Origin of the sequence: Pseudoalteromonas sp. OANN1, assembly GCF_024124685.1 — a bacterium.
Lineage (GTDB): Bacteria > Pseudomonadota > Gammaproteobacteria > Enterobacterales > Alteromonadaceae > Pseudoalteromonas > Pseudoalteromonas piscicida.
Window position 1 is genome coordinate 334,266 of sequence record NZ_JAMXSE010000001.1, and the last position, 23,669, is coordinate 357,934.

A 23,669-nucleotide genomic window follows, 5' to 3' on the forward strand; every position below is an offset into this window, starting at 1 on the left:
TCTTATTTTCCTTGTTTATACCAATAAAATGGCACCTCCAACGGCGCACTGGGTGGCAGGTTTGGATTGTCTAATTCTATGACTGTTTTGTTTTTAAGATCTAGCTTTTCAAGACGAGCGGAAAAGTGTTTTAAGAATAACGCCTCAAATCGGCCATCTTGTAGTGCGCTTTTGAGGCCTTTCTCAATTTGGCTATGGAGCAACGGGTTGTCGTGAGAAACAAAAAAGTATACCGCCGAAGGGTAGTAAAACACCACATGCTGATCTGCAACCAAGTCCGTGTCACTCAGGGCAGCTTCAATACTCACTAAATCGCTTGGTAGCACATCAAAACGTTTTTTCAACAACATGTCGTAGCCACTGTCTTCTTGTGAGAAAGAAGTCACACTGAGGCCATTACGCTCAAAAATCTGATGGTCAGGCCAATCTCTGCGTAAACCAAAAGTAACTCTGCGCAAGTCGCCAATGTAGCGCACTCCACTCAGTAAGGCTTGATTATGTTTGTGCACTAAAGGAATGCGATAACCCAAAATCCCTTTCACTAGGGGAATGCGAATTGCGCTCGCGGCCTTTTCGCGCTGTGAGTTAGTCACTAACCAACTGACATCCAGCCCCCCTTTTTCTCCAAGTAGGCGCACCGCTCTGTCTTGAGAAGGAATACTTCTCACTGATACGAGCCTCGCTGACTCTATCTGGTATGACAAACTCAAAGTAAGCAACTCTATAATGTACGGATCGGCACCAGCGCTGATTCTAATTTCCGTTGTTTCTTGTGCTTTGAGAGGAAATATCACAAAACCTAGAGCGAGCCAGAGCAGTTTCATTTGTCATCCCAATCAAATTTGTATAAGAAGTCTATACTGTTGTACAAACCGCTCGTGGCTTCAACATAAAACTTCGAAAAAACACGATAGCGCAGCGCAATTTCATTAATAGACTCAAATACCCCAACCCGATAACTGACTTGAACATTGGGGGTGATGTAACCTGACACCTCAACTTGTGTATCGTCACCACTGCCTTTTGCTGATAGGTTAACATCCGAAAGTCCAAGCGATTCCCCCGCCTTACTAAAGAATCCTTCACTGCGGTCAATTCCCTGTGAGAGTAAAAACTGCGTGAGTAGCGCATTGTTAGAGGTTTCTGACTCCCCTAAAGGCTGCCCGTTAAGTAGGTATGACAGAGCCTTGGCTTGGTCCATTGCTGGCTCTGAAAACACAGTCAAACGCGGCTTAGCAATATTGCCAGTGAGCTCAACACCCGCTATTACATCATTGGCGGTTGTCGCTGGATTACGAATAGCTCGAATGTTCAAATATGGTTTATCTAATGCACCATTGAAGCCAATTTGCCCTGTGCGGATCAACAAGTCTTGGCCAAATGCACGGTATTTCCCCTCTCGCAATTGCAACTCTCCCGTTGCCAGCATTGGCGACTCAGCTTGCTTATCAATTTCGATTGCACCGGTAACAAAGCTATCTAGCCCAAGCGCTTTCACCCTAAAATTATCTTTAACGGTCAGTTTTAAATCTATTTCATGTTGAACTGGCACCGACATCTGCTTTTGCACCTTAGCATCAACAATGACTTCATCATCGCTTGGCGAGGTGACTCCCTCAGGCAGAGATTCAATGTTTACTCGGCCAAACGGCACCACAATTTCTCCAAGTACTCGCGCAATCTTATCTTTATAGGCAAGTGTTAAATCTGGGCTTGCGGTTAGTTCAATCTGTGAGTCTGGTTGCACATAAATATTTTCGCCCTTTATTTTGACTTCAGCAGAGAGCTCGGGCGACCAATAGGCTTCGCCAGTGAGTGCCACCTTGCCGCCTTTTGCTGCAGTTAACTCAGCCTCTAGCTGAGCAGAAGTGGTATTAAAATCAAGATTGATGTGACCTTTATCGATTTCCACAGGCAAAGAGTCAGAAGACATAAATAAGCGCTGAGCAGTTAGTTTACCGTTCACCTCTGGGGCTGCGAGACTACCGGAGATATTTATACCCCCTAACACTTCCCCTTGCAGCTCAAAGCTTTGTTCCGTTACTCGGTTTAGTAGCGCTGACAACTTAGCCAGCTCAATTGACTCTATTTTTACGTTACCAGCTAATTGGGGAGAGTGTTTATCTAGCGGCACACGCGTATCACCACTGAACTTACCTAAGGTATCGGAGGTCATGCGCCAATCAGCGTGGATTTGCTTGTTATTGGTTTTTAATAGCGCTTTAAATTCAGAAATTGAAAATGTTTGCCCATGAGTCGTAATGCCGGCATCAACAATGTTCAGCTCGCCATCGGCTCGCGTTACTTGGCCATTTTGCCACGCAAGTTTAGCCACGGCCTGAGTTTCACCTGTTATTTTTAGCTCTGCTGGCAACCAAGTTTGTAGTTTAGCCAGTGCCAACTTCTCCAATTTAACATCGGCTTGCCCTTGTGTGCCCTTTTGCTCGGCTGCAAAACACAAATCAGTATCATCCATCTGCCAACACTGCTTTGCAATGCGCTGTCTGACATCACTGATCACGATTGCGGCAGGACTTTGCAATGCTATCGTTTGCCCTTGAGAAGTTACCTCTCCAGACGACAATTCTCCCTGCCAAGTTGACTGCTGCATCTTGCCATTGACTTCAAAGCTTGCGACCACTCGCTTATCACGAATATCCAATGTCGCGTTATGTTGCTGCTGGTTGCCTTTCACAGCTAAACGAATGTCTTCAACCATTTCAGAGTCAACAATCAAACGGTCTAGTGCCAGTTTAATTTGCCCAGTCACTTCATTGGCAATATCAACCGTGCCTTTCGTAGTTAAACCATGTAGTGCTATATTTTGGTAGCGCACAGAGTCAAACTTAATATCGGTCTGAATCCTCGGCTTGAGGTGGTCACCCTGAACAAAGATTTCACCACTGCCCTTTAAGTCGGCTGGAATAAGCGTATTTGCCGCCTGCTCAAACTGAAAGTCAATATCGAGATCTAACTGCTGACCAAGCTCACCGCTTACCGTCAGGCTATTTTTGCCATAATTCAGGCGTGCATGGCTAAACTCACCTAACAGGCTCTCATCCACAACGACCTTAACGTCCGCATTAAGCGGGGCACCAGCTACTTTACCATCGAGCTTAAAGCGCTCAACATTAACTTGCCACTGTTCACCTTGGCTCACAAAATCGAGCGCGAATTGCCCTGCCAGCATATCGTTTTCCGTCAGGCCTGCATCGTATTGCACTAGTCCTAGCAGTTTATCAATTGGTAGCTGAGAAAAGTCCCCGTTCACTTTGCCCTTCACGCCTTGCGACCAGTTCACTTGTCCTGCTATTTGCGCTTGCGCTTTTTCAAGCTGAAGCTTTGCTTTAGCAAGTGTAAACGCTTGTAGTCCACCTTGCCCTTCAAGTGTCGCGGTGACATCACCAAACTGCACTGTATTAACAGCGATTGAGCCTGATAAATTGTATTTTGAGGCATCTCCGCTCAAGCCGAGTGTTGCACCTTTTAAAGTTGTGGACCCTGACGGAATGACTAACTTATCTATTTGACCCTGTAACTCAAAAGGCCAGTTTGTCGCTGTTAAATCCGCATGGGCTTGCAGTTTTGCAAACGCCATTCCCTCACTATTCAAAGTAAGCGTGAGATCGTGAGGGCGACCCGCCAGTGTTAAACTGGCTAACCCCTGTGGCGCACTCAAGGTTGACCTAAGATCAACAGTCCAGTCGTTAAGCAAGACTTCTGCCGCCGCTGATATAAACCATTCTTGATAGTTAAGCTGAACCTGCTCCACGTCCACATTTTCAGCCACTACAACTTGAGAAAGCTTGATATTCTCAAGCGTCTGCTCATCTATCGCGAGGTTGTTAATCTTTAACTCGCCGAGCTCAGCGGTTAGCGGCAGGTCTATCTTAGGTATTTGGAGTGGCGCTAATGTATTAAGTGGTGCTGGCGATTTTGCAGGCACGGGCTGATCGGTTGCCTTTGTGGTCAACTTTACACTGTCTAACAGCAAAAAAGGGACATTAAAATGTGAGCCAGAACCTGAAAGCTGCGTGTCTAAGCCTTGCAATCGCACAGTAATCTCCGGCGTTTCCAACGAAAATTGCTGAACTTGCGCACGTTTTATTGCAATTGGCAGTGGTAACTCAACTTGGCTACTTTCAGTAGTTTCCGCTTCGCTGACACTTTTCTGCTTTTGTACAATCGCTATCTCTTTTGCGTCTAGCGCAATGCAAACGCTGGCACAAGTCAACCACTCAACAGTAACTTTGGTGTCTCTAAGGCGAATATCGATATCGTCATTGTGATAACGCAACGTAAGATTGGCGCCAGATAATAAGCGCTTGTCTAAGCTATCGATTGCTAACCCTGAAACCGTTTTATTCGCTACCCAAACCAGCAACTGTTGCCCCGGCAAGGTAAAACATAAACAAACCAAAAGTAAAAATAGGCTAATAATGGCAGTAATGATTTTGATTCTTAAGCTTCTGAACTGCATTAGATTTCAGGTCCTATAACAATACTGAGACGGGTGCTTTTACTTTCTTTGGTCAGCCCCCAAGCATGATCGAGTCGGATTGGACCAACGGGGGTCAAATAACGAAAACCAAACCCGGCTCCAACTTCCCAAGCGTCCGAGAAATCGTTCGTTGCAGTACCCGCATCAACAAACAAAGCGGCTCGCCAACTTGGGTGGAATTGATAGTTATATTCCACTGTGCCTGTGGCTAAATATCTGCCGCCAAGTATGCGCCCTTCGTCATCGCGAGGACCGATAGATTCATAGGCAAAACCACGGATACTTTGATCTCCCCCTGCAAGGAAACGATGGGTAAACGGAATTTGGTCAATATCCTTTGTCACGATCGCCCCTAAGTCTAAGCGACCAAAAAACAAGTGCTTGGTTTCAAAGCTTCTTAGCCATTCATTGTTCCATCTCACTTTCAACATATTTGCAGACGATAGTACCGAATCTGCTGCGGCTTCAATGGAGATCAGGCGCTCATTCCCCCAGTAAGGTAGCGCGCCACCTTTACTTTCTTTCTTTAAGTAGCTAATGCCTGGGATCAACATTTCCGTGCGTTGTTTTTCGCCTAACTGTTCTGTGGTTTCATGTTCACGTTTCAAAAACGCCGTTCTCACCCACTCATCATCCGTTAGCCATTGTCGCTGTACCTGTACGTTCCAAATCCTACTGTTGATCCCTTCCGTTACTTCATCCTGCACTTTATAGCCGCCTAACACACGCCACAAATCGTCGTTAGGATTGTCTACTGGAATGGTATAACTGGCAGTGATATCTTGTTGCTTTTGCGATAGCCTCAGATTGGACTCAAAGGAATGGCCATCCTCGGTGATCCAGGGTTTAGTCCACTTAAAACGGGTTTTTGCACCCACATCATCACTGTAGCCAGCACCCACTTCAAAGCTATTTGCGGGTTTGTCTTCAACACTCACTCGAACTGGGATCTGATCGCTCGTCCGGTCCTTTAACAGCGGATAAACCTTTATCGCACTAAAATAAGGGGTGGCATTTAAAGACAGATTAAAATCAGACAAGAGGCTCGCTTCAAACGGCTGTCCTTTCGAAAATGGGCTTAGCGAACGTATATAGTTAGCCGCTTTAGTGTTTCCCTCAATAGCAAGGTCACCAAATTGATAACGTTTACCAGTGTTGAGCAGCAGTCGCACGCCAGCATAGCGATTCGCTTTGTGAACAAGCAATTTGGACTCTTGCCATTGATAATCAAAATATCCAAGTTCTAGTAGCTCGCTTTCAAAGCGGCTTTTCGTTGCCTGATAATCACTATGATTGACTTGCTTGCCAACTTGGATCGGTACATCTTTGATAAGCGAAACTAAATCCGCATTGTCCCTACCCGCACCCACAAGCTCAATATTAATATCTTTCCATTTCAGTGGTGCTTCAAGTTTGACTTCGGCTATGACGTTTTGCCCTTCTCCACTGAGTTGAATATCAAAATGATAATAGCCTAAAGCGTGCAGAGCGCGACGTATGTCCGCACGCACCTCTTTCATCACCCGAGGAATTTTTGGCTTACCTTTGTAAGATTTTAAAAAACCAGTGATGTTGTCTTCTACATCGCCGTTTTCGACTTTGACTTCAATGTTGGAGATTTTTACTGATGCAGGACGAGACTCAGCACCTGCGTTAAACGAGAAAAAGCAGCACAAAAAAAGCGCTAGTGTTAAACAAGAGAAATACGGCTTCATTAAAATAAAACGACCTAAATATCGCGACTTATGGGCATCGATAACGCCATTGTGCTTGTGAAAATGGATACTGTAAAACGACTTTTCAGAGAAAGTGCAATTTTACTGAGCTTAAGCTGAACATAGGGTGTATTTTGTTGTAACGCAGTGGGTTTTATCGCACATTTATTTACATTCATCCTTTTTATTTTCTTGCAGATGACGGACAATAGCAGCAATTGAACCTGCAGAGTGAAATTATGCAATTCCCAAATGATGATAACGGTGAGCTTCTAGCTGAGATTGCCGCTGCTGGCGTTGATCTGACGCAAATGCAGAATATCGATTTTTATATTCTTTTCGAGCAAGCTGATGATGCTAAGCGTTTCATTGGCGCGATTGAGAAAGACGAATTAGCACCGAAAACCCAGTTACAACAATGTCCTGACACAGGCGTTTGGGAAGTGATCACCACGGTGACTATGGTCCCGATGCACGAGCTACTGAGTCAAACGGAGCAATACCTTGAAAGCATAGCCAATGGTTATGAAGGATATGGTGATGGCTGGGGCTTAATGGCCTCGGAAGAATAAACCGCCACAGAAAGGCTAACTTTTGTCAGCCTTTCTGTAGCTTCCTTGATAATCAAACAGCTTTTCAGAAACCTGCCAACCAAACTTCTTGTGTAATTTAGCAATCACGAAATCCGGTGCAATCAAATCAGTATCTATCACTTCTTCAGCTGACTGCCATTTTGCAGGTGCCGACGTAGATTTTCGCCGCTTTGCAAATTGCTGGTGGAATATAAATAGACTCTTTTGATTAGAGAAGTCATAGACTTCACTGCAACTTACCCCATCCTCGTCAAAGTAAGTAATTTTTAACTTATTACCACTAAGCACTTCGCCACAGAGTCCGCTGCAGCGTAGTACCATTGCATGTTTTAAATTCAGTGCGGCACGCAATTTATCATCTGGGTCGGCCATTATTGCGCCGCACTGATGGCATTGCCTTGCAGCAATATCATTTTCTGCACCGCATTGCTCACATTCTTTATACTTAAAACGATAATCACATTGCTGCGAGTGACCTTCATCGTCTTCAAGCAATCCCTGACAGCGCCTACCAAAATGCTCAATAAGCTTGCTTTGCTCGTCTACCTTGCCCCAGAAAATATTGGCAAAACCACAACCAGGACACAGCACCTGTACGGGCTCATTGTCTGAATTTGGCTTTTTACTTCCCACTTCAGGTGCAAATAAGTCAAAGTCGTTGCCTGCATAATCAATGACAAAGCAATCTTCTTTGTTTTCGTCTAACCTAAGTCCTCTGCCTACAATCTGCTGATAGAGGCTCACGGACTCCGTGGGTCTCAAAATAGCGATTACATCAACATGGGGCGCGTCAAACCCAGTAGTCAGCACAGAAACATTCACTAAATACTTAATTTCTCTATTTTTGAACTGGATGATAAGTGCATCTCTCTCGGCAGATTTGGTTTCACCCGTGATAAGCGCACTATATTGCGTGGGTAAATAGCCGAGAATTTCTTTTGCATGCATAACCGTCGCGGCAAAAATCATTACTCCCGCCCTATTTTCACTGAGCGCCAGTAAATGAGTGATAATGCTCTTTGTTGCACGAGTTTGTGCTTGTAATAATGTATTCATATCAGATTCTGAATAACGCCCAAACGAATCTGTACTTAAACTAGAAAAATCATAATTCTCAACGGCAGGATCAATTTTATTAGGCGGCGTCAGATACGAATTTTTTATCATATATCTAAGTGGTAATTCGTAAATACACTGCTTAAATGGTGAATCAGCTTTTCCTCTAACAAAACCGTGATAATGTTTATGATATATCCACCCCATCCCCAAACGATAAGGGGTTGCTGTTAAGCCCAGTAACTTTAGTTCAGGATTAAACTGAGCCAGCTGGTTTAAAATTTGCTGATACTGACTATTATCTTCCCCACTCACTCGGTGACATTCGTCAATGATAACTAATGAATAAAATTGATTGAGTTGTGATAAGTTTCGAGACAATGACTGCACGCTGGCAAAAGTCACTTGGTGCTGTAACGACTTTTCTTTTAATCCAGCAGAAAAAATACTCGCTTGTAACCCATAGCTTTTATATTTTTGTGCATTTTGTTCTACGAGCTCCTTAACATGAGTCAATACTAATATTTTGTGTTTCGCAAGCCGTGCAAGCTCCGCAATCACTAGACTCTTTCCGGCCCCTGTAGGTAATACAATAACGGCTGACTCGCTTGATTTGCGAAAGTGATTCAGCGTATTTTGTACCGCTTCTTGTTGGTAAGGTCTTAAAACGTAAATAAGCACCTCAGGATATAAATAATTAAGTCAAAAAAGGCGTATCCATAAGATACGCCTTTTATTTATGCTATTTTAAAAAGCTGTTCAATACCGAACAGCCTTCATAATAAAGTATTGCTAGATTAGATAATCATCTAGGTTAACACCTTGGAATACTTTAGGTGTTTTACCACGGCCAGTCCACTCAATTACTTCACCGTCTTTTTCAATTCGGTATTTTGCTTTTACTTTAGAACGACGGTCAGCTGGCGTAGTGCCTACTAAATCATCAAGCGTAAGTCCTTTTTCTTTCAGCATAGCCAATACTTCTTCTTTAGCCTGCTGTTGCTCCTTTTGCTCGTCCAGTGCTTTTTGAATAAGCTCTAACGCTTTTTCCAAATCACCGTAGCTTGCATTTTTAATAAAAGACTTGATCTCACGCATTGATACTCTCTCAATTAAGCTTAGTTTTAATATTTATATTGAATACTATATTAAAATTAATAAAAAACAAATTGTATTCTATGAATTTTAATTTTGTTACGAAAAAAGCGCCATAATGGCGCCTTTTAGTTAGAATTAAGAAGATTTAATTACATTTTGTTTAAATCTTATTCAACTTTCCAATCAATTGTCGACCCAGCTTTAATTGGCACAACCGTTCCTTCACCTAATTTGTATGTATCAGGCACTTGCCAAGGAGACTTAGTCAGCGTAATGGTATCCGTATTGCGTGGTAAGTCATAAAAGTCCGGACCAAAGTGACTCGCAAAACCTTCTAACTTATCCAGCGCATTTACATCTTCAAATGCCTCTGCGTAAAGCTCAATTGCGGCATGTGCAGTGTACGCACCGGCACAGCCACATGCGGCTTCTTTTTTATCTTTCGCATGAGGGGCTGAGTCTGTGCCCAAGAAGAACTTTTTACTTCCGCTTGTCGCCGCTTCAATTAACGCCTGTTGATGCGTATTACGCTTTAAGATAGGTAAGCAATAATAGTGAGGACGAATACCACCAGCCAACATATGATTGCGGTTATAAAGCAAATGATGAGCTGTGATAGTTGCAGCAACGTTGTCAGGCGCTTGATTAACAAAATCAACTGCGTCTTTTGTTGTGATATGTTCGAGTACAATTTTTAACGTTGGGAAGTTATCAACGACTTTGGACAGTTTTGTCTCAAGGAATACTTTTTCTCTATCAAAGATATCAATAGAAGAGTCCGTCACTTCACCGTGCACGAGTAGCAACATGCCAACTTCTTGCATCGCTTCGAGCGCTGGATATACATTTTCAATATCCGTTACACCCGATGCTGAGTTTGTCGTTGCACCGGCTGGATATAATTTAGCAGCAACAATATGGCCAGTTGCTTTCGCTTTTTTGATTTCTTCAGGAGTCGTGTTATCCGTAAGATATAACACCATTAGAGGCTGAAAGTTACCTTGAGGATTAGCGGCCATAATGCGGTCACGATAAGCCAAAGCAGTCTCTGTGCAAGTTGCTGGTGGTACAAGGTTTGGCATGATAATCGCGCGGCCCATGTAGCGACTAATATCTCTTACCGTGTCAACCAAGACATCACCATCACGTAGGTGCACATGCCAATCATCTGGTCGTGTAATCGTTAACGTTTGTTTGCTCGTCATTGCTCTCTTCCACTGCTGAATTTGCCCGATCATAGGCTGCACATGGGTGTTAGTAAAGTTTTTCAGGCCAACCGCAAATTATTTCACTTTGTCAGTTATTTTTAACTCGCTTTCATTTTCCACAATATTGGTAAATATGTACAATTTAAGTTAACTTAGTGGCATCTTTTCATGAGAAATATGTATGCTGTCTGAGAACCAAAAATTAGAATCAAAAACTGAGCAGCTTAGCATCATTAACCAGTTTTCTTCGTCGCTGCTGCATCTAACCAAACTTGACGAATTATTTGAATACGTTACGACACAGGTCGTTAATCGACTGGGGTTTGTCGATTGTGTTATCTATCTCGCTGATCCTTATCAAGAGTATTTAGAAGTTGCCGCCAGTATGGGCGTTTCCCATGCTAATGGGGATTATCGTGTTGAACAAACTAAGATAAAAATTGGTTCAGGTATTACCGGGCAAGTCGCAACGACTAGAGAGCCCTTTATTTCTGGAAACGTCGCCTCTCACCCTATGTACATTGCAGATTTACGTCCAGCGATGTCAGAGCTTTGTGTACCACTTGAGTATGACGACCACTTAATCGGTGTGATTGACTGTGAGCATCCAGAGGCTGATTATTTTACCTCCGCGCATTTACAAATATTATCGACGGTCGCACATCTGCTCAGTGCCAAAATCCATCAGCTACGTACCTTAGAAAACCTCCAAACCACGATTGCCCAGTTACACCAAGCACAGAATTTAGAAAAGTCCCTGCTTAAAATTGCGAACATCACTTACCGCTTTGAGAACCTTGAAGCTTTTTATGATGACTTATATAAAATCATTGCCTCTCAGCTTTGCGCCGAGAACTTCTTTATCGGCCTTTATGATACTCAACAGGATATTTTAGAAATCGATTATTTGATTGAGGGAGGCGAAAAATGTAATGCACATCAAAGAGTATCAAAAGATCAGATTAAGCATACTGCATCCTACTATATTCTGAAGGACCAACGACCACTGCTATGTGATAACGATCAATTTAGAATGCACATTACGCGGGGTGATTTTAAAATGGTGGGTCGCTCGCCACGCTCTTGGTTAGGCGTACCATTTTTGGTTAATGATCAATATCAGGGCGTGATTGTGCTGCAAAGCTACAATAACGACCAAGCTTTCGTGAATCATGATTTATCTATTTTGACTTATATAAGTCGTCAAGTCAGCATGGCCATAGACCGGCAGCTTTCAAGGCAGGCGCTAGAACATAGAGCTTTACACGACGATTTAACGGGTCTTGCCAATCGCTATTTATTGTTAGAACGGATCAAACATGCCATTTTGAGGCTAGCGCGAGTGGAGTCCTCTAATTTGCACTGCTTGATCTATCTCGATTTGGACAGATTTAAAAGCATTAATGACTCACTTGGACACGATGTTGGCGACCATTTCTTGATTGCTATTGTCGAGATGATAAATGGCTGTATTCGCAAAACCGACACCTTTGCGCGGCTCGGGGGTGATGAGTTTGCGATTTTTATGGAAAATGTCCAAGACAGGCAACAGGTCACCCTGCTACTTGATAGGATCACCACTGCTATAACCAAGCCCCTTCATATAGATGGCCATGTTCTGCAAGCTTCAGGCAGTATTGGCGTTGCGTTCACTGATAACGAGTCCGATAGCGCAATTAATTTACTGCAGCAAGCAGATGCCGCCATGTACGAAGCAAAATCTTCGGGTCGGGGTCAAGTCTGCTATTTTAATAATGCCATGCGCAAGCGCTTAAAACAGCAAGCCGATATTGAAAATGATCTGCAACATGGCATAAAAAACAATGAATTTGCGCTGTATTATCAGCCGATATTTTCTCTAACGACTGGCGCTATTGTAAGCTTTGAAGCCCTCGTCCGTTGGTTTCACCCCAAAAATGGTCTCGTTTCTCCGGATGCTTTTATTCCAATTGCAGAACAAACCGGACAGATCATTGAACTTGACTTACATTTGTTGGAGTTGGCAGCCAAACAACTCAAACGCTGGAAAGCACAAAAGCTGCCGAAGACTCGTGTTACGGTAAATGTTTCATCGCGACATTTCGCAAGCTTAGAGTTCGTTGATACAATTCAGCAACTTTATCATCATTATGAGCTTACACCAGGCTCTTTATGTTTGGAAATCACAGAATCTGGATTGATAGCAAACCTCGCCCTCGCAACCAAAATTATTCAAGGATTAGAATCCCTTGGAGTGAAGCTTTACCTTGACGACTTTGGCACTGGTTACTCTGCTTTAGGTTATTTGCACCAGCTCCCCATTCATGTGCTTAAAATTGATAAGAGCTTTATTGACCAACTAACTGAAAGAGAAAACCCGCTAGTTGATGCGATTTTGAAACTTGCACAATCACTTAACCTAACCGTTGTCGCTGAAGGTATCGAGCTCGAAACCCAGTGGCAGCTATTAAAGCAAAAAGGCTGTCAATTTGGTCAAGGCTATATTGTTTCTAAACCATTAGCCGCAGATCAAGCGATGGCATTTTTACTGAGTAGAAACTAGACACACTCGCCACATACCTCATTGTTTGTAAACAATGAGGTATGTGGACTGGTTTAGATTAACTTTCCCCTAATTCGCTTCTAAGCTCCTTGGTTGCTGTCACCATATTCTCAAGTGCAGCTCGGGTTTCAGTCCATGCTCGGGTTTTTAGCCCACAATCTGGATTCACCCATAATCTTTCTACCGGGATTTTCTTCGCTGCTTTGTGAATTAAGTCTTTTATCCATGCCACCTCAGGGACGTTTGGTGTGTGAATATCATAAACGCCAGGCCCGATGTCATTGGGGTAGTCAAAATCTTCAAAGGCGTCGAGTAAGGTCATATTTGAACGTGACGTTTCAATTGTGATCACGTCCGCATCCATATCCGCTATGGCGGCGATAATATCGTTAAACTCCGAGTAACACATATGCGTATGGATCTGTGTTTCGTCATTCACACCACTTGCAGATACCCTAAACGCATACGCCGCCCACGCTAAGTAGGCTTGCCACTGACTGGCTTTGAGTGGCATCCCCTCTCTAAATGCAGGTTCATCGATTTGGATCACCTTAATCCCTGCGTTTTGCAAATCCACCACTTCATCTCTCAGTGCTAATGCGATTTGATTCGCGATGCTCGGCTTGTCTAAGTCATCTCTGACAAACGACCAAAATAAAATAGTCACAGGCCCTGTTAGCATGCCCTTCATCGGTTTTTTGGTTAAGCTCTGTGCATAACTCGTCCAATTAACAGTCATTGGTGCCGCACGCGAGACATCTCCCCAGATCACTGGGGGCTTAACACAGCGCGAACCATAACTTTGCACCCAACCAAACTGAGTAAAGGCAAAACCTTCGAGTAATTCACCAAAGTACTCAACCATATCATTGCGCTCTGCTTCGCCATGAACCAGCACATCTAAGTTAAGCGCTTCTTGTTCTTCAACGGCATAACGGATCTCTGCTTCCATCTGGCTTTGATAAGCATCAGCACTCAACGTACCCGCTTTATAATCACGTCGCGCCTTACGAATAGCCTGGGTTTGTGGGAAGGAGCCTATCGTTGTGGTTGGCAATAAGGGTAAATTTAGCGACTGTGCTTGTTTTTTAATTCTGGTTGCGAATTCACTATTGCGTTGGCCGTCTTTTGCTGTAAGCGCTGAAACACGCTGCTGCACCTCATTATTATTCACGCGAGTAGAAGTCAAACGCGCTTTTACAGGCTTAGAATATTCGACCAACTGGGTAATATCACGCTGCTCCAATGCATTTTTCAATAATGCCAGCTCTTGTCCTTTTTGTTTGGCAAATGCGAGCCAAGACTTTAACTCACTATCAAGTTTTTGCTCTTGATCTAAGTCGACTGGCGTATGTAATAATGAGCATGAAGGAGCAAGCCAGAGATTATCACCTCGACGTTCATGAACCAGAGCAAGTTGCTGATATACACCTTCAAGATCCGAGCGCCAAATGTTACGACCGTTCACAACCCCTAGAGACAGCACGCTATCTTGCCCAACTACTTCCTCTAACGCAGCCAAGTCGTAGTTTGCCGTTACGCAGTCAAAATGTACGCCTTCTACGGGATAAGACTGGATATCTTCAACATGCGCTTGTACGGAGTCAAAATAACTGGCCAACAACACTTTTACTCCTTGCCCGCTCAACGCATCAAAACTCCGGCGCAGCGCGTTACGATAAGCATCGTCGATTTCCAGAGCTAAAATAGGTTCATCAATTTGTACCCACTCAACACCTTGCTCAGCAAGCTTGGTAAGTACCTGCTGATATACAATCAATAACTTATCTAATAAAGCCAATTTGTCAAACTCTTGACCAACGCATTTAGCTAAGTAGAGGTAGGTTACCGGGCCGACCAATACGGGTTTTGCTTGGTAGCCAAGTAATTGTGCTTCCTCTACTTGAGTAAATAACTCCGTCCAAGTTAGGGAAAATTCCTGCGTTTGAGTTAACTCAGGGACGATGTAATGATAATTGGTGTTGAACCATTTCGTCATTTCACTTGCAGCACACGCACAGCCGCTAGGTGCTCGTCCCCTGCCAATCCGAAACAAAGTATCAAGATTTACCGACTCATCATTTTTGTGACGACTAGGAATAGCGCCGACAAGTAATGAAGTATTCAACACGTGATCATACCAAGCAAAATCGCCTACAGGTAGAAGGTCAACACCAGCCTCAGCTTGCAATGCCCAATTTTCTGCACGAATGCGCTTTCCTTCCGCGATTAAGTCGTCTTGCGTTAAGTCGCCCGACCAATAGCGTTCTACTGCAAATTTAAGTTCACGTTTTTTGCCTACGCGTGGAAAACCCAAGTTATGTGTTAATGCCATGATTTTAATTCCGTCTAGATGCATGGATGTCTAAAAATATAATTCTCATAATCAAAAACAACAATTGATGCTTTCTCAGATTTCATATGAATAAAATTAAATTGTAATTTTTTAAAAAATTTTTACACAAGTAGTGACAACGCTGTCATTTTTAGTGTTATAGTGGATTTGTGAATTTTTGAACAACTCACCGCAGGTATTTAGACGTCTAGACATTGATAATAACTAAATAGAATCGTAATATTGAGTAATGCTGAGATTTGCTCACTTAAAATATGAGAATTGTTGATAATGATTGATATAAAGCACCTAAAGACTATCTCCACCTTGAAAGAAACTGGTTCTCTCGTGAATACAGCACGAGAGCTATTCCTGACTCAATCTGCTTTATCACATCAGATCAAAGATCTTGAGAGCAAACTCGACTGCCAGCTTTTTGAGCGCAAAACGCAACCAGTACGCTTTACCCCTCAAGGGATGTTATTATTGGAACTTGCCAACGATGTTTTACCTAAAGTTGAAGCAACCAAGTGTCGTTTGAAGGAAAGCCTTAATCAACCTATCTCGCAACTCAGGTTAAGCGTGGAATGCCATGCTTGTTTTCACTGGTTGCTGCCAACAATTAAAGAATTCAATACCTTTTGGCCTGACATTAAAGTCGATTACGAACGTGGTTTTAGCTACGACGCTATTCCTGACCTTATTGAAGATGAGCTGGACTTAGTGCTTACCTCAGACATTCGAGAACCAGAACAATTGGAATACGCGCACCTTTTCGACTTTAAATTAAAGTTAATCGTTGCACCAGATCACGAATTGGCCAAGAAGGCCTATGTCACAGCACTCGACCTAAAAGATGAAACCATCATTTCTTACCCTATTCCTCGCGAGCGCCAGGATATATTTAAGCACTTTATTCAAAATGCACGCTTTGATGGTACGCTAAAAACCGTCGATCAAGGTTTATTAATCTTCCAACTGGTAAGTGCAGGCATGGGGGTTGCAGCACTACCGGACTGGTTAGTGACACCTTATGAGAGCCAAGGGCTAATTAAATCGATTCCTCTAGGCGCACTTGGGCTAAATCGTCCAATGTATTTAGCAATGAAGAAAAGCATGAAAGATAACCCTGTTTATCGTCATTTCCTCAATACTTGCCGTAAAACCACTGCAAGATAGATGACAGGGCTCTTTTTGAGCCCTAACTGTTATACATTTCTACAACTCCCATCTCATGCTAGCATTGCGTCAGGCTTATCTAAATCTAGGGCATGTTTAAATGTTTGAAGTCAAAAAGGTTATCGGTCAACTTCTGATGCCGTTACCATTATCTTTAGTGGTGCTTATGGGGCTTATGCTTTTTATTGCCAAAACGCGTAAAGGACCTTACATCGCAAGCTGGCTCGTCTTACTGACCACATGGGCGTTATCGACTCCTTATGTCGCACAACATATTATTGAGTGGGATACAGGCACTCTCGCCGCATTCAATCCTAGCAAGCACAACAACATAGATAAAATCGTGGTACTTGGCTGTGATTTATACCCAAATAAATCTCTCCCCAGCAACGCCCAACTTGGCAGCTGTGGTCTAGCCAGGTTAGTTGAAGGCGTAAGACTTGCTAATATTTACCCAAAGGCCCAGCTGTATGTTTCTGGTTACGGCTATGGCCATGCAACAAGCGCGGGACTCATGGCAAGAACCGCACAGAGCCTAGGTATTTCAGCTACACGTATTAAGCAAAATCCCAATGCCAAAGACACCGCGGACGAAGCAAAAATGCTAGCGCCTTTACTAGTCGATTATGAGGTCGCATTGGTCACATCAGCATCGCACATACAACGCGCAAAAAACCTATTTGAAGCACAAGGCATAGAAGTGATCGCTGCACCGACGGAGTTTTATAACTTCAAGCAATACCCACTGAGCAGACAATTTATTCCGAACCATAAGGCCTTAGAAGTAGTCACTCGGATTTGGCATGAACAGCTTGGTAGTATGTGGATCACGATCCGTCGTGTTATTGACCCTGAGGCACTTTAAGCGCCGAAAAAGACACCAAAATCAGGCTAAAGTTCGACAAATTAGCGCTGAAAAACGTAAAAAATTGAAAATTTGCGCAAATATGGGTATAAATAGAGTTTAATCTTAACCCGCGTATCCGCGTACAACACGACTAGGATCTACGATGAGTAAACTAGATAAAACTGAAGTACTAAGCGCTTTCGAAGCTGCGTACGAAGCTGCACATGGCAAAAAGCCTGAGATCACTGCAAAGCCAGGTTGGTATAGCATCGATGGTGGCAAAAACATGCGTCTTGCTGAGGTAGCCGAATTAACAGAAGAGCTAACTTCAGGGTCAGCTGTAGCAAGTGAGAAAACGCAGGCGCCTGCCAAAAAAGCGAAAACGACTAAGAAAGCGCCTAAGGCTGCAGCTGTAAAATCAGCGAGCTTTACTATCGTTACAGAAAACGAAGAAGGCTTCAAAGCGGAAGAACAGTGGATTGCTGAACTAGCAGCAAAAGATCACGACTGCCGCTTACCTCGTGGTGTTGTGTAATATCAGTTGGTGTAACAACAACTCCATAAATAAAAAAACCTCGCAATGACGAGGTTTTTTTATTTCTTTAATTCTAGGGCCTGTTGATCTTTACTGTTTGATTTAAACAGGCTCGGCCCTAATATTACTAAACTTTAAATACTAGTACTTGGCTGTTTAGCTGCTCGGCTAACGCTTCTAAGTCATTACTTACATCGGCATTACTCTGTGCATTTCGGGTAATTTCAGAAATACTGCTACTGAAATCATTAATATTTTCGCTGATTTCCGCAACCACCGTTGTTTGTTCTTCTGTCGCCGTTGAAACCTGAATATTCATACCAACGATTTCATCCACCGCCTTATCAATATCGGTCATTATTTGAGCTGATTCATTAGCCCTATCTACCCCCGCAGCTGCGCTTGATTGCGCGTTCTCCATTGATGATACTGCGTTTTGTGCCATGCCCTGTAACTTGCTGATCATATCTCGGATAGATTCTGTGGCTTTTTGCGTATTATGTGCCAATTGCCTGACTTCGTCGGCAACAACCGCAAAACCTCGGCCAGACTCCCCTGCTCTCGCAGCTTCTATTGCAGCGTTTAATGCCAGAAGATTTGTTTGTTCAGCCACACCTTGGATCATTAAAACAACCTGGTTGATTTCATTAGACTGATCGTTCAACGCTTTAATTAACTGCGCATTATCTCCTACTTCACTAGCAAGGCGCTCAATGGCCTGAATATTTTGCGAAATAACATCCATCCCTTGTTTCGCAAGCTTGCCGGACATCTCAGCTTTGTTCGCGGTATTCATCGCATTATGCGCCACTTCTTGTATCGCACTACTCATTTCTGTTGCTGCGGTTGCAATCATCACTGTTTGCTGCTCTTGCTCTTGCGAAGTGCCCGCAATCGACTGACTGATACCATTCAACTCGTTCGAGGTCGTAGAAAGGCTATTCACGATTGTGACTAGATTGGTAACTAGCTCATGTAAGCTAGACACCATGGTATTGAAGTCATTCCCTATCTGACTTAACTCATCTTGCCCCTCAACTACCACTCTTTGTGTTAAATCTGCATCTCTTGCAATATTACCAATACGCATACGTAAGCGGCTAAGCGGTTCATTAATTGACCTAAATATCAACATGCCAATTAGCACCATTACTACCACAATAACAACGGAAGAGATAATCATCGCCGCTTTTGTCGCACTGGCTTCTGAGCGACCGACGTTCCGAAGCGCACTCGCTTCAGTAAGCTGCAATTCAATTAGGGCACTGTAGCTTTCGCTAAGCGGATCGAAGGCCGCATAGAGGTCATGTACAAATTTATCGTAAGGAATTTCTTCAAAGGTATTTGCGTTAACTCGGTTAATATAATTAGACAGCAGTTGTTTGACACTTAATTCTGCTTTTTCAACTTGCTTTACTAAGCTTCGCTCTTCGCTCGTAAGGTCCGTGGACAAATAGCTATTCCACTCTTTTTCAGCGATATTCTTAGCTTCTTCGATTTGCTTTAACGCAGCACCATTGGATAGTTGATGGCCTCGTAACTTGTGAAACGTATCCACAATAACCACCGCGTAGTTATCTGACACCACTTTTATTTGTCTAAGCGGTACAACTCTGTCGTCATAAATACGGTCAATGTAATTGATAAGGTTTGATAATGTTCCGATTGTGAAGATGGTTGCAAGAATAAAAAACACAGCAGGTATGCCTGAAAGCGACAACAATCTGCTTTTAACTGAAACCCTATTTAGCATAATCTGATTTTTATTGAGTAAACATAGAAATAAAGTATTACTCAAAGTTCGTAGATTACAATATTAATTGCAGATTAAGCAGCGTGATTTTGATGTGCATCATATTTATTTACTGTGTCCCCCCTTTTTAGGGTATTGATTTTTAAACTTATTACAAAAAAGAGGAGAAGCTTTATCGGCTTCTCCTCTTACATTCCACGTCGAAATTGTTTTTGCTTAACACTCTTCGTTTTCTGCGTTCAGGTTCTCTTTTACATCTTCACAGGCATCTTCTACACTGTTTTCCACTTCCTGCACCGTTTCATCGAAACGCTCACCCGCATCTTCCGCTGGGCCTTCACTACAACCAAAAAGTGCTAAAATTGAAACAAAACCAAATGCTTTAGCTAATGTAATTGCTGATTTCATAATCTATCTCCTAAAACCGTTTTAGAACGTTAAATCCCTTTTATCTGGGAGCGCGTGCTTTACCAAAAATAAACGAAATAATCATAAAGGCGATAAACACAAAGAATAGAATTTTCGCCATACCTGCCGCAGCGCCCGCGATTCCGGTGAAACCTAACACGGCTGCGACAAGTGCTAGGAATAAAAACATTACAGCCCAACTCAACATAACATTCTCCTTAGGCAGTTAGCTCTTGCAACTGCTTCATTTGATCGTGACAAGCTTGCATTCTGGTTTGAATTTGCAGTAATACACTCTTGCATTTAGGTGGAAGATCTTTACTTAGCGATTTATCAAGCTTGCTCAACACTTTATCTTCCACTTCTTCTAGCTGAGAAATATAGGTGTGCTCTTTGTCGGTGCTCACCATACCAACCAACTTGGTGTACGATTCACGAATATCGATGCTAAGCGCTGAATCAGTCTCGATTTCACCCTCGTCAATAAGAACAAATGGTTGTAGATCCGAGATTGCTTGCGCTTTATCTACAATCATTTGGTCAAATACGCGGTTTAATTCGATATTATCTAGCTTCTTTTTAGCTTCGGTGTAAAAATCAACACCACCATTTAATACTTTAATGAGCTCTTTTACCGGCTCCATGTCGTAATTTGAATCTGCCATAAATAACTCCTTTCGTTGCAATATTTAATAAGTGCATTTTGCAAATATTATTTTCTGTCCCTTTCGTCAATGCAGATTAAATGCCAAATTATAAACCTTTATTTTACAAGGGTTTTTAATATAAGCACTTTCAGACCGGTGAAAATATTACAAACTAGATGTAAATTATTCCTGTGATAATTGCGCACTTAAGGTCGTGCTGCCTTTGGCATTGAAGTCCATCGTCCTAATAGGGAAAGGAATTAAGATATCGTTATCGGCTAAAACACGGTTAATTGTACAAATTGCTTGGTGCCTGACCACCATAAAGCCGGGATCAGCTGGGTAGTCTATCCAAAACCACACGAGTAGATTGATAGAACTATCACCAAAAGACTCAGCATAGACATCCGTTTCTTTTTGGTTTACTACGAAATCAAGCTTGTTAATTGCCTCAACAATCACCTCTCGGGCTTGTTCTGGGTCATCCGCATAAGAGATACCAACTGGTACTTCTATTCTTCGCTTACCAAGCTTAGTGTAGTTTTGTAACTCATTCTTAAAGAGAATTTTGTTGGGAATATAAGACAGCTGGCCGTAAAAGTTTTCTACTAAGGTATTTCTCAAATTGATTTTACTTACCGTGCCAAAGCAATCCTTGGTTCTGATAATGTCACCGACCATAAAGGGCTTTCTGACTCCCATCACAAATCCAGCGATGAGGTTCTCGGTCATATCTTGGAATGCAAAGCCAATAGCAAGGCCAATGATCCCCGCCCCAGCCAACAGTGACATTACGGCACCTGATAGTTTTACTATATCTAAAGCGAAGAAAATCCCAATGGTAATAATAGAGACTTTAAATATGGAACTAATAAGAGAAGCAACTTGTTCTGTCTTTATTGCTTTTTTAATCGCTTTAGAAAACCAGATTGTTGATATTTTAGCCAGCACTGTAAAGAATATTAGTATCATTAAGGCTAGGATCATATTCGGTAGTAACTGCACACCGGATTCAAGCCAAGAGATTAACTTATCATTAATTAACGTCCAAAATTTTTCTAAATTCATAATTACTCATTCCTATATAAGTACGCGACAAAGATAGAATGCAGTAATCATTCCTACTGATATTAATTAGCCGTTCATGAAAAAGGTAATTATTACAAAGTAATGTACACATTTTCTCGGTAAATTCTTCCTTAAAACTTACCAACAAAATAAAAACACATAAAATTCAATAATTTACAACATGGCACAACAGCTGCAATAGGTAATTCGACTACGAAATTAAAGGAGTTTAATTATGAAAAAGACATTAATTGCAACTGTACTTGTATCTTCACTTACTACTGCTTCAGCGTTCGCTGCTGATAATTCTTGGGAAAAAGAAGCAAGCGATGCTTGGATAGACGGTAAAGCAGAAGCGACGCTACTTTTCAACGGTGAGCTGAACAACTTTGACATTAACACAGATGTAAAAAATGGCGTTGTAGTGCTAACTGGTAAAGTTGAACACTCAGTAGACAAAAAGCTAGCTGAAGAACTGGTACTAGGTATCGACGGCGTAAAAGAAGTGAAAAACGACCTGACTATCGTGGATATGTCCGATGAACGCAAAAAAGAGCGTAACTACGAAAGCGATAGCGGCTTTACTGACGCAAAAATCGCAACAGTAATTAAGTCTCGCTACCTGTTTGACACAGATGTAGATGGTACTGACATCGATGTTGATGTGGAAGGTTTAGTCGTAACACTAAACGGTCATGTTGGCAGCGAAGCAGAGCGTAAACTTGCTGTGCAAATCGCAAAAAACGCCAATGACGTTAAAGATGTAAAAGATAACCTTCGCGTTACTAAAAAATCATAAGCAATTTTGATTTGAGGGGGTACTCCCCCCTCCCATATTTATATTGATTTAAGGAGTAAAGATGAAACAATTAACTATTGCCGCTGCGCTACTAGCTTCTCTAGGTCTTGCATCTACCGCTGCTCACGCGGAGTCTGATTTTGGACTAGAAGATTATAAAATTTATACAGGTATCGGTTATGGCCAATACTCTTTTCAGTGGGAAGATCGTGAGAACGACACCTCGTTCGATGATGACTCGTCTATGTTAAAAGCGTATGTGGGTACAAAAATCAATCCATATTGGAGCTTTGAACTTGCCTATGAAAACTTCGACGAAGCAAGTGACATTGACAACTCTGCTGAAATCGACGGTATTTCTTTATCTACACGTCTCTCAGCCCCATTAAACGAATACTTTTCAGTTTACGCAAAAGGTGGTTGGCTTGAATGGGATGCAGATATCTATGCTGATATTCCAGCTGTGGGTCGTGTTTCATCTAACCTTGAAGGTGGCGACTGGCTTTATGGTGCCGGTGTAGAGTTCCACCTAAACGAAAACATTAACATGCGTTTAGAATATACGCGCTACGAACTTGAAGACGATATTGATCCTGATATGGACGTAGCAGCAGTCTCTATTGAGTATCAATTTTAAGCAGTACTGATGGCTAATTTATAGCCTCCCAATTATTTCCCCTTTGACTCAGTCCTGGCTCTTCCACAAGAGTCTGGTTTTGGCGCTACCTCTTGGTAGCGCCTTTTTTGTTTTCAATGTACGGCTTCTATATTGAATAATATGATTGCTTTCTCGCTATTCCTTTATTTGTAGAAAATAGAGTTTAAAGATAAACAATCTCTAGATGTAATATTTACCAGTCACAGCTAGAAATGAAATCTGTCGCATTTTTAAACTCTACACCCTGTAGGTTCTGCTATGTAACATTTACACCCTTCGTATCGCATCTACCGACACAAAATATAAAAAATAGATAACAAGCTGATATTTATAAAGTTTTAAGTTGGCAAAGGGTTTGCAACAAATACAGTGAACTAAACGAATAAGGAGTAGTTTATGAGTAATCAAGCAAACCAAACACAGACAAGTAACACAGCAAAACCACAGTCAAATGGCCATGATTCTAGTCACCCAGTTACGGATCAAATTGCAGATACATTACATGCGTCAGTAGATTCACTGCACGCTTCAGCGTCTCGCACTGAAACCTCGCTGCGCGAAAAAGGCCATAACTCAGGCGAAGCCATTGGTGCCAAGCGTAAAGAGTGGGAACGTGCGTGGAATACATCTGGTGTGAAAAAGTATGCAACGGAAAACCCAGTAAAAACGGCTGGTATCGCATTTTCACTCGGTATGTTGGCAACTATGCTGTTAAGGAATAAGTAAT

General features: G+C 42.4%; 20 protein-coding genes. 8 read left to right on the top strand and 12 right to left on the bottom strand.

The window, feature by feature from the left end:
* Positions 1 to 2: 2 nt before the first annotated feature.
* The 3 genes from NH462_RS01610 to NH462_RS01620 are packed head-to-tail and all read right to left on the bottom strand — an operon-like array spanning position 3 to position 6,216.
* Positions 3 to 824, bottom strand: coding sequence for a transporter substrate-binding domain-containing protein (locus NH462_RS01610; RefSeq protein ID WP_010370899.1), 822 nt, complete (start codon positions 822 to 824; stop codon positions 3 to 5).
* Positions 821 to 4,480, bottom strand: a complete 3,660-nt coding sequence (locus NH462_RS01615) for a translocation/assembly module TamB domain-containing protein (protein WP_253103418.1) — start codon at positions 4,478 to 4,480, stop codon at positions 821 to 823. Before NH462_RS01615 ends, NH462_RS01610 begins: the two co-directional genes overlap by 4 nt.
* On the bottom strand, positions 4,480 to 6,216 hold the full coding sequence (locus NH462_RS01620; protein ID WP_010370894.1) for an outer membrane protein assembly factor: 1,737 nt from the start codon (positions 6,214 to 6,216) through the stop codon (positions 4,480 to 4,482). The genes NH462_RS01615 and NH462_RS01620 overlap by 1 nt, the downstream gene beginning before the upstream one ends.
* Positions 6,217 to 6,455: 239 nt before the next feature.
* Between NH462_RS01620 and NH462_RS01625 the strand changes: the two genes are divergently transcribed.
* Positions 6,456 to 6,788, top strand: coding sequence for a ribonuclease E inhibitor RraB (locus NH462_RS01625; protein ID WP_039496902.1), 333 nt, complete (start codon positions 6,456 to 6,458; stop codon positions 6,786 to 6,788).
* Between the two features lie 15 nt (positions 6,789 to 6,803).
* On the opposite strand, the gene NH462_RS01630 is transcribed toward NH462_RS01625, so the two are convergent.
* From NH462_RS01630 to pyrC, 3 genes are all read right to left on the bottom strand, one after another.
* Entirely contained in the window at positions 6,804 to 8,546 is a 1,743-nt protein-coding gene (locus tag NH462_RS01630) for a DEAD/DEAH box helicase family protein (RefSeq protein WP_253103419.1), read from the bottom strand.
* A 111-nt stretch (positions 8,547 to 8,657) separates the two neighbouring features.
* Positions 8,658 to 8,963, bottom strand: a complete 306-nt coding sequence (locus tag NH462_RS01635) for an H-NS histone family protein (protein WP_010370885.1) — start codon at positions 8,961 to 8,963, stop codon at positions 8,658 to 8,660.
* Between the two features lie 167 nt (positions 8,964 to 9,130).
* The gene (pyrC, locus tag NH462_RS01640) at positions 9,131 to 10,168 is read right to left on the bottom strand and encodes a dihydroorotase (RefSeq protein ID WP_253103421.1); all 1,038 of its coding nucleotides are present in this window, start codon (positions 10,166 to 10,168) and stop codon (positions 9,131 to 9,133) included.
* 184 nt (positions 10,169 to 10,352) lie between these two features.
* Here pyrC and NH462_RS01645 point away from each other — a divergent pair, with 184 nt between their 5' ends.
* Positions 10,353 to 12,713 carry an EAL domain-containing protein gene (locus NH462_RS01645; RefSeq protein WP_253103423.1) on the top strand — a complete coding sequence of 787 codons (2,361 nt, stop codon included), beginning with the start codon at positions 10,353 to 10,355 and terminating at the stop codon, positions 12,711 to 12,713.
* 58 nt (positions 12,714 to 12,771) lie between these two features.
* On the opposite strand, the gene metE is transcribed toward NH462_RS01645, so the two are convergent.
* Positions 12,772 to 15,048: a 5-methyltetrahydropteroyltriglutamate--homocysteine S-methyltransferase gene (gene metE, locus NH462_RS01650; protein WP_290442324.1), complete on the bottom strand. Its 2,277-nt coding sequence runs from the start codon at positions 15,046 to 15,048 to the stop codon at positions 12,772 to 12,774.
* A 291-nt stretch (positions 15,049 to 15,339) separates the two neighbouring features.
* Between metE and NH462_RS01655 the strand changes: the two genes are divergently transcribed.
* From NH462_RS01655 to NH462_RS01665, 3 genes are all read left to right on the top strand, one after another.
* On the top strand, positions 15,340 to 16,227 hold the full coding sequence (locus tag NH462_RS01655) for a LysR substrate-binding domain-containing protein (RefSeq protein ID WP_010370874.1): 888 nt from the start codon (positions 15,340 to 15,342) through the stop codon (positions 16,225 to 16,227).
* Positions 16,228 to 16,327: 100 nt separating this feature from the next.
* A complete protein-coding gene (locus tag NH462_RS01660; protein WP_253103425.1) occupies positions 16,328 to 17,092 on the top strand; it encodes an ElyC/SanA/YdcF family protein in 765 nt (254 codons plus the stop codon).
* A gap of 145 nt (positions 17,093 to 17,237) precedes the next feature.
* Complete coding sequence (locus NH462_RS01665) at positions 17,238 to 17,609, top strand: hypothetical protein (RefSeq protein ID WP_010370869.1); 372 nt, start codon at positions 17,238 to 17,240, stop codon at positions 17,607 to 17,609.
* 127 nt (positions 17,610 to 17,736) lie between these two features.
* On the opposite strand, the gene NH462_RS01670 is transcribed toward NH462_RS01665, so the two are convergent.
* From NH462_RS01670 to NH462_RS01690, 5 genes are all read right to left on the bottom strand, one after another.
* Positions 17,737 to 19,362, bottom strand: a complete 1,626-nt coding sequence (locus tag NH462_RS01670; RefSeq protein WP_082086223.1) for a methyl-accepting chemotaxis protein — start codon at positions 19,360 to 19,362, stop codon at positions 17,737 to 17,739.
* Positions 19,363 to 19,578: 216 nt separating this feature from the next.
* Positions 19,579 to 19,770 (bottom strand): hypothetical protein, encoded by a 192-nt coding sequence (locus NH462_RS01675; RefSeq protein ID WP_010378936.1) that lies wholly within the window; start codon positions 19,768 to 19,770, stop codon positions 19,579 to 19,581.
* 40 nt (positions 19,771 to 19,810) lie between these two features.
* Positions 19,811 to 19,978 (bottom strand): DUF1328 domain-containing protein, encoded by a 168-nt coding sequence (locus tag NH462_RS01680; RefSeq protein WP_010378934.1) that lies wholly within the window; start codon positions 19,976 to 19,978, stop codon positions 19,811 to 19,813.
* Positions 19,979 to 19,988: 10 nt separating this feature from the next.
* Positions 19,989 to 20,435, bottom strand: a complete 447-nt coding sequence (locus tag NH462_RS01685) for a PA2169 family four-helix-bundle protein (RefSeq protein ID WP_253103427.1) — start codon at positions 20,433 to 20,435, stop codon at positions 19,989 to 19,991.
* A 165-nt stretch (positions 20,436 to 20,600) separates the two neighbouring features.
* Positions 20,601 to 21,485, bottom strand: a complete 885-nt coding sequence (locus NH462_RS01690; RefSeq protein ID WP_017216221.1) for a mechanosensitive ion channel family protein — start codon at positions 21,483 to 21,485, stop codon at positions 20,601 to 20,603.
* A 235-nt stretch (positions 21,486 to 21,720) separates the two neighbouring features.
* On the opposite strand from NH462_RS01690, the gene NH462_RS01695 reads away from it, so the two are divergent.
* The 3 genes from NH462_RS01695 to NH462_RS01705 all read left to right on the top strand — a co-directional run bounded on the left by NH462_RS01695 (position 21,721) and on the right by NH462_RS01705 (position 23,668).
* Complete coding sequence (locus NH462_RS01695) at positions 21,721 to 22,284, top strand: BON domain-containing protein (protein ID WP_010378923.1); 564 nt, start codon at positions 21,721 to 21,723, stop codon at positions 22,282 to 22,284.
* 61 nt (positions 22,285 to 22,345) lie between these two features.
* Positions 22,346 to 22,921: an outer membrane beta-barrel protein gene (locus tag NH462_RS01700; RefSeq protein ID WP_017216222.1), complete on the top strand. Its 576-nt coding sequence runs from the start codon at positions 22,346 to 22,348 to the stop codon at positions 22,919 to 22,921.
* 417 nt (positions 22,922 to 23,338) lie between these two features.
* Positions 23,339 to 23,668, top strand: a complete 330-nt coding sequence (locus NH462_RS01705; protein ID WP_010378919.1) for a hypothetical protein — start codon at positions 23,339 to 23,341, stop codon at positions 23,666 to 23,668.
* Position 23,669 lies beyond the last annotated feature (1 nt).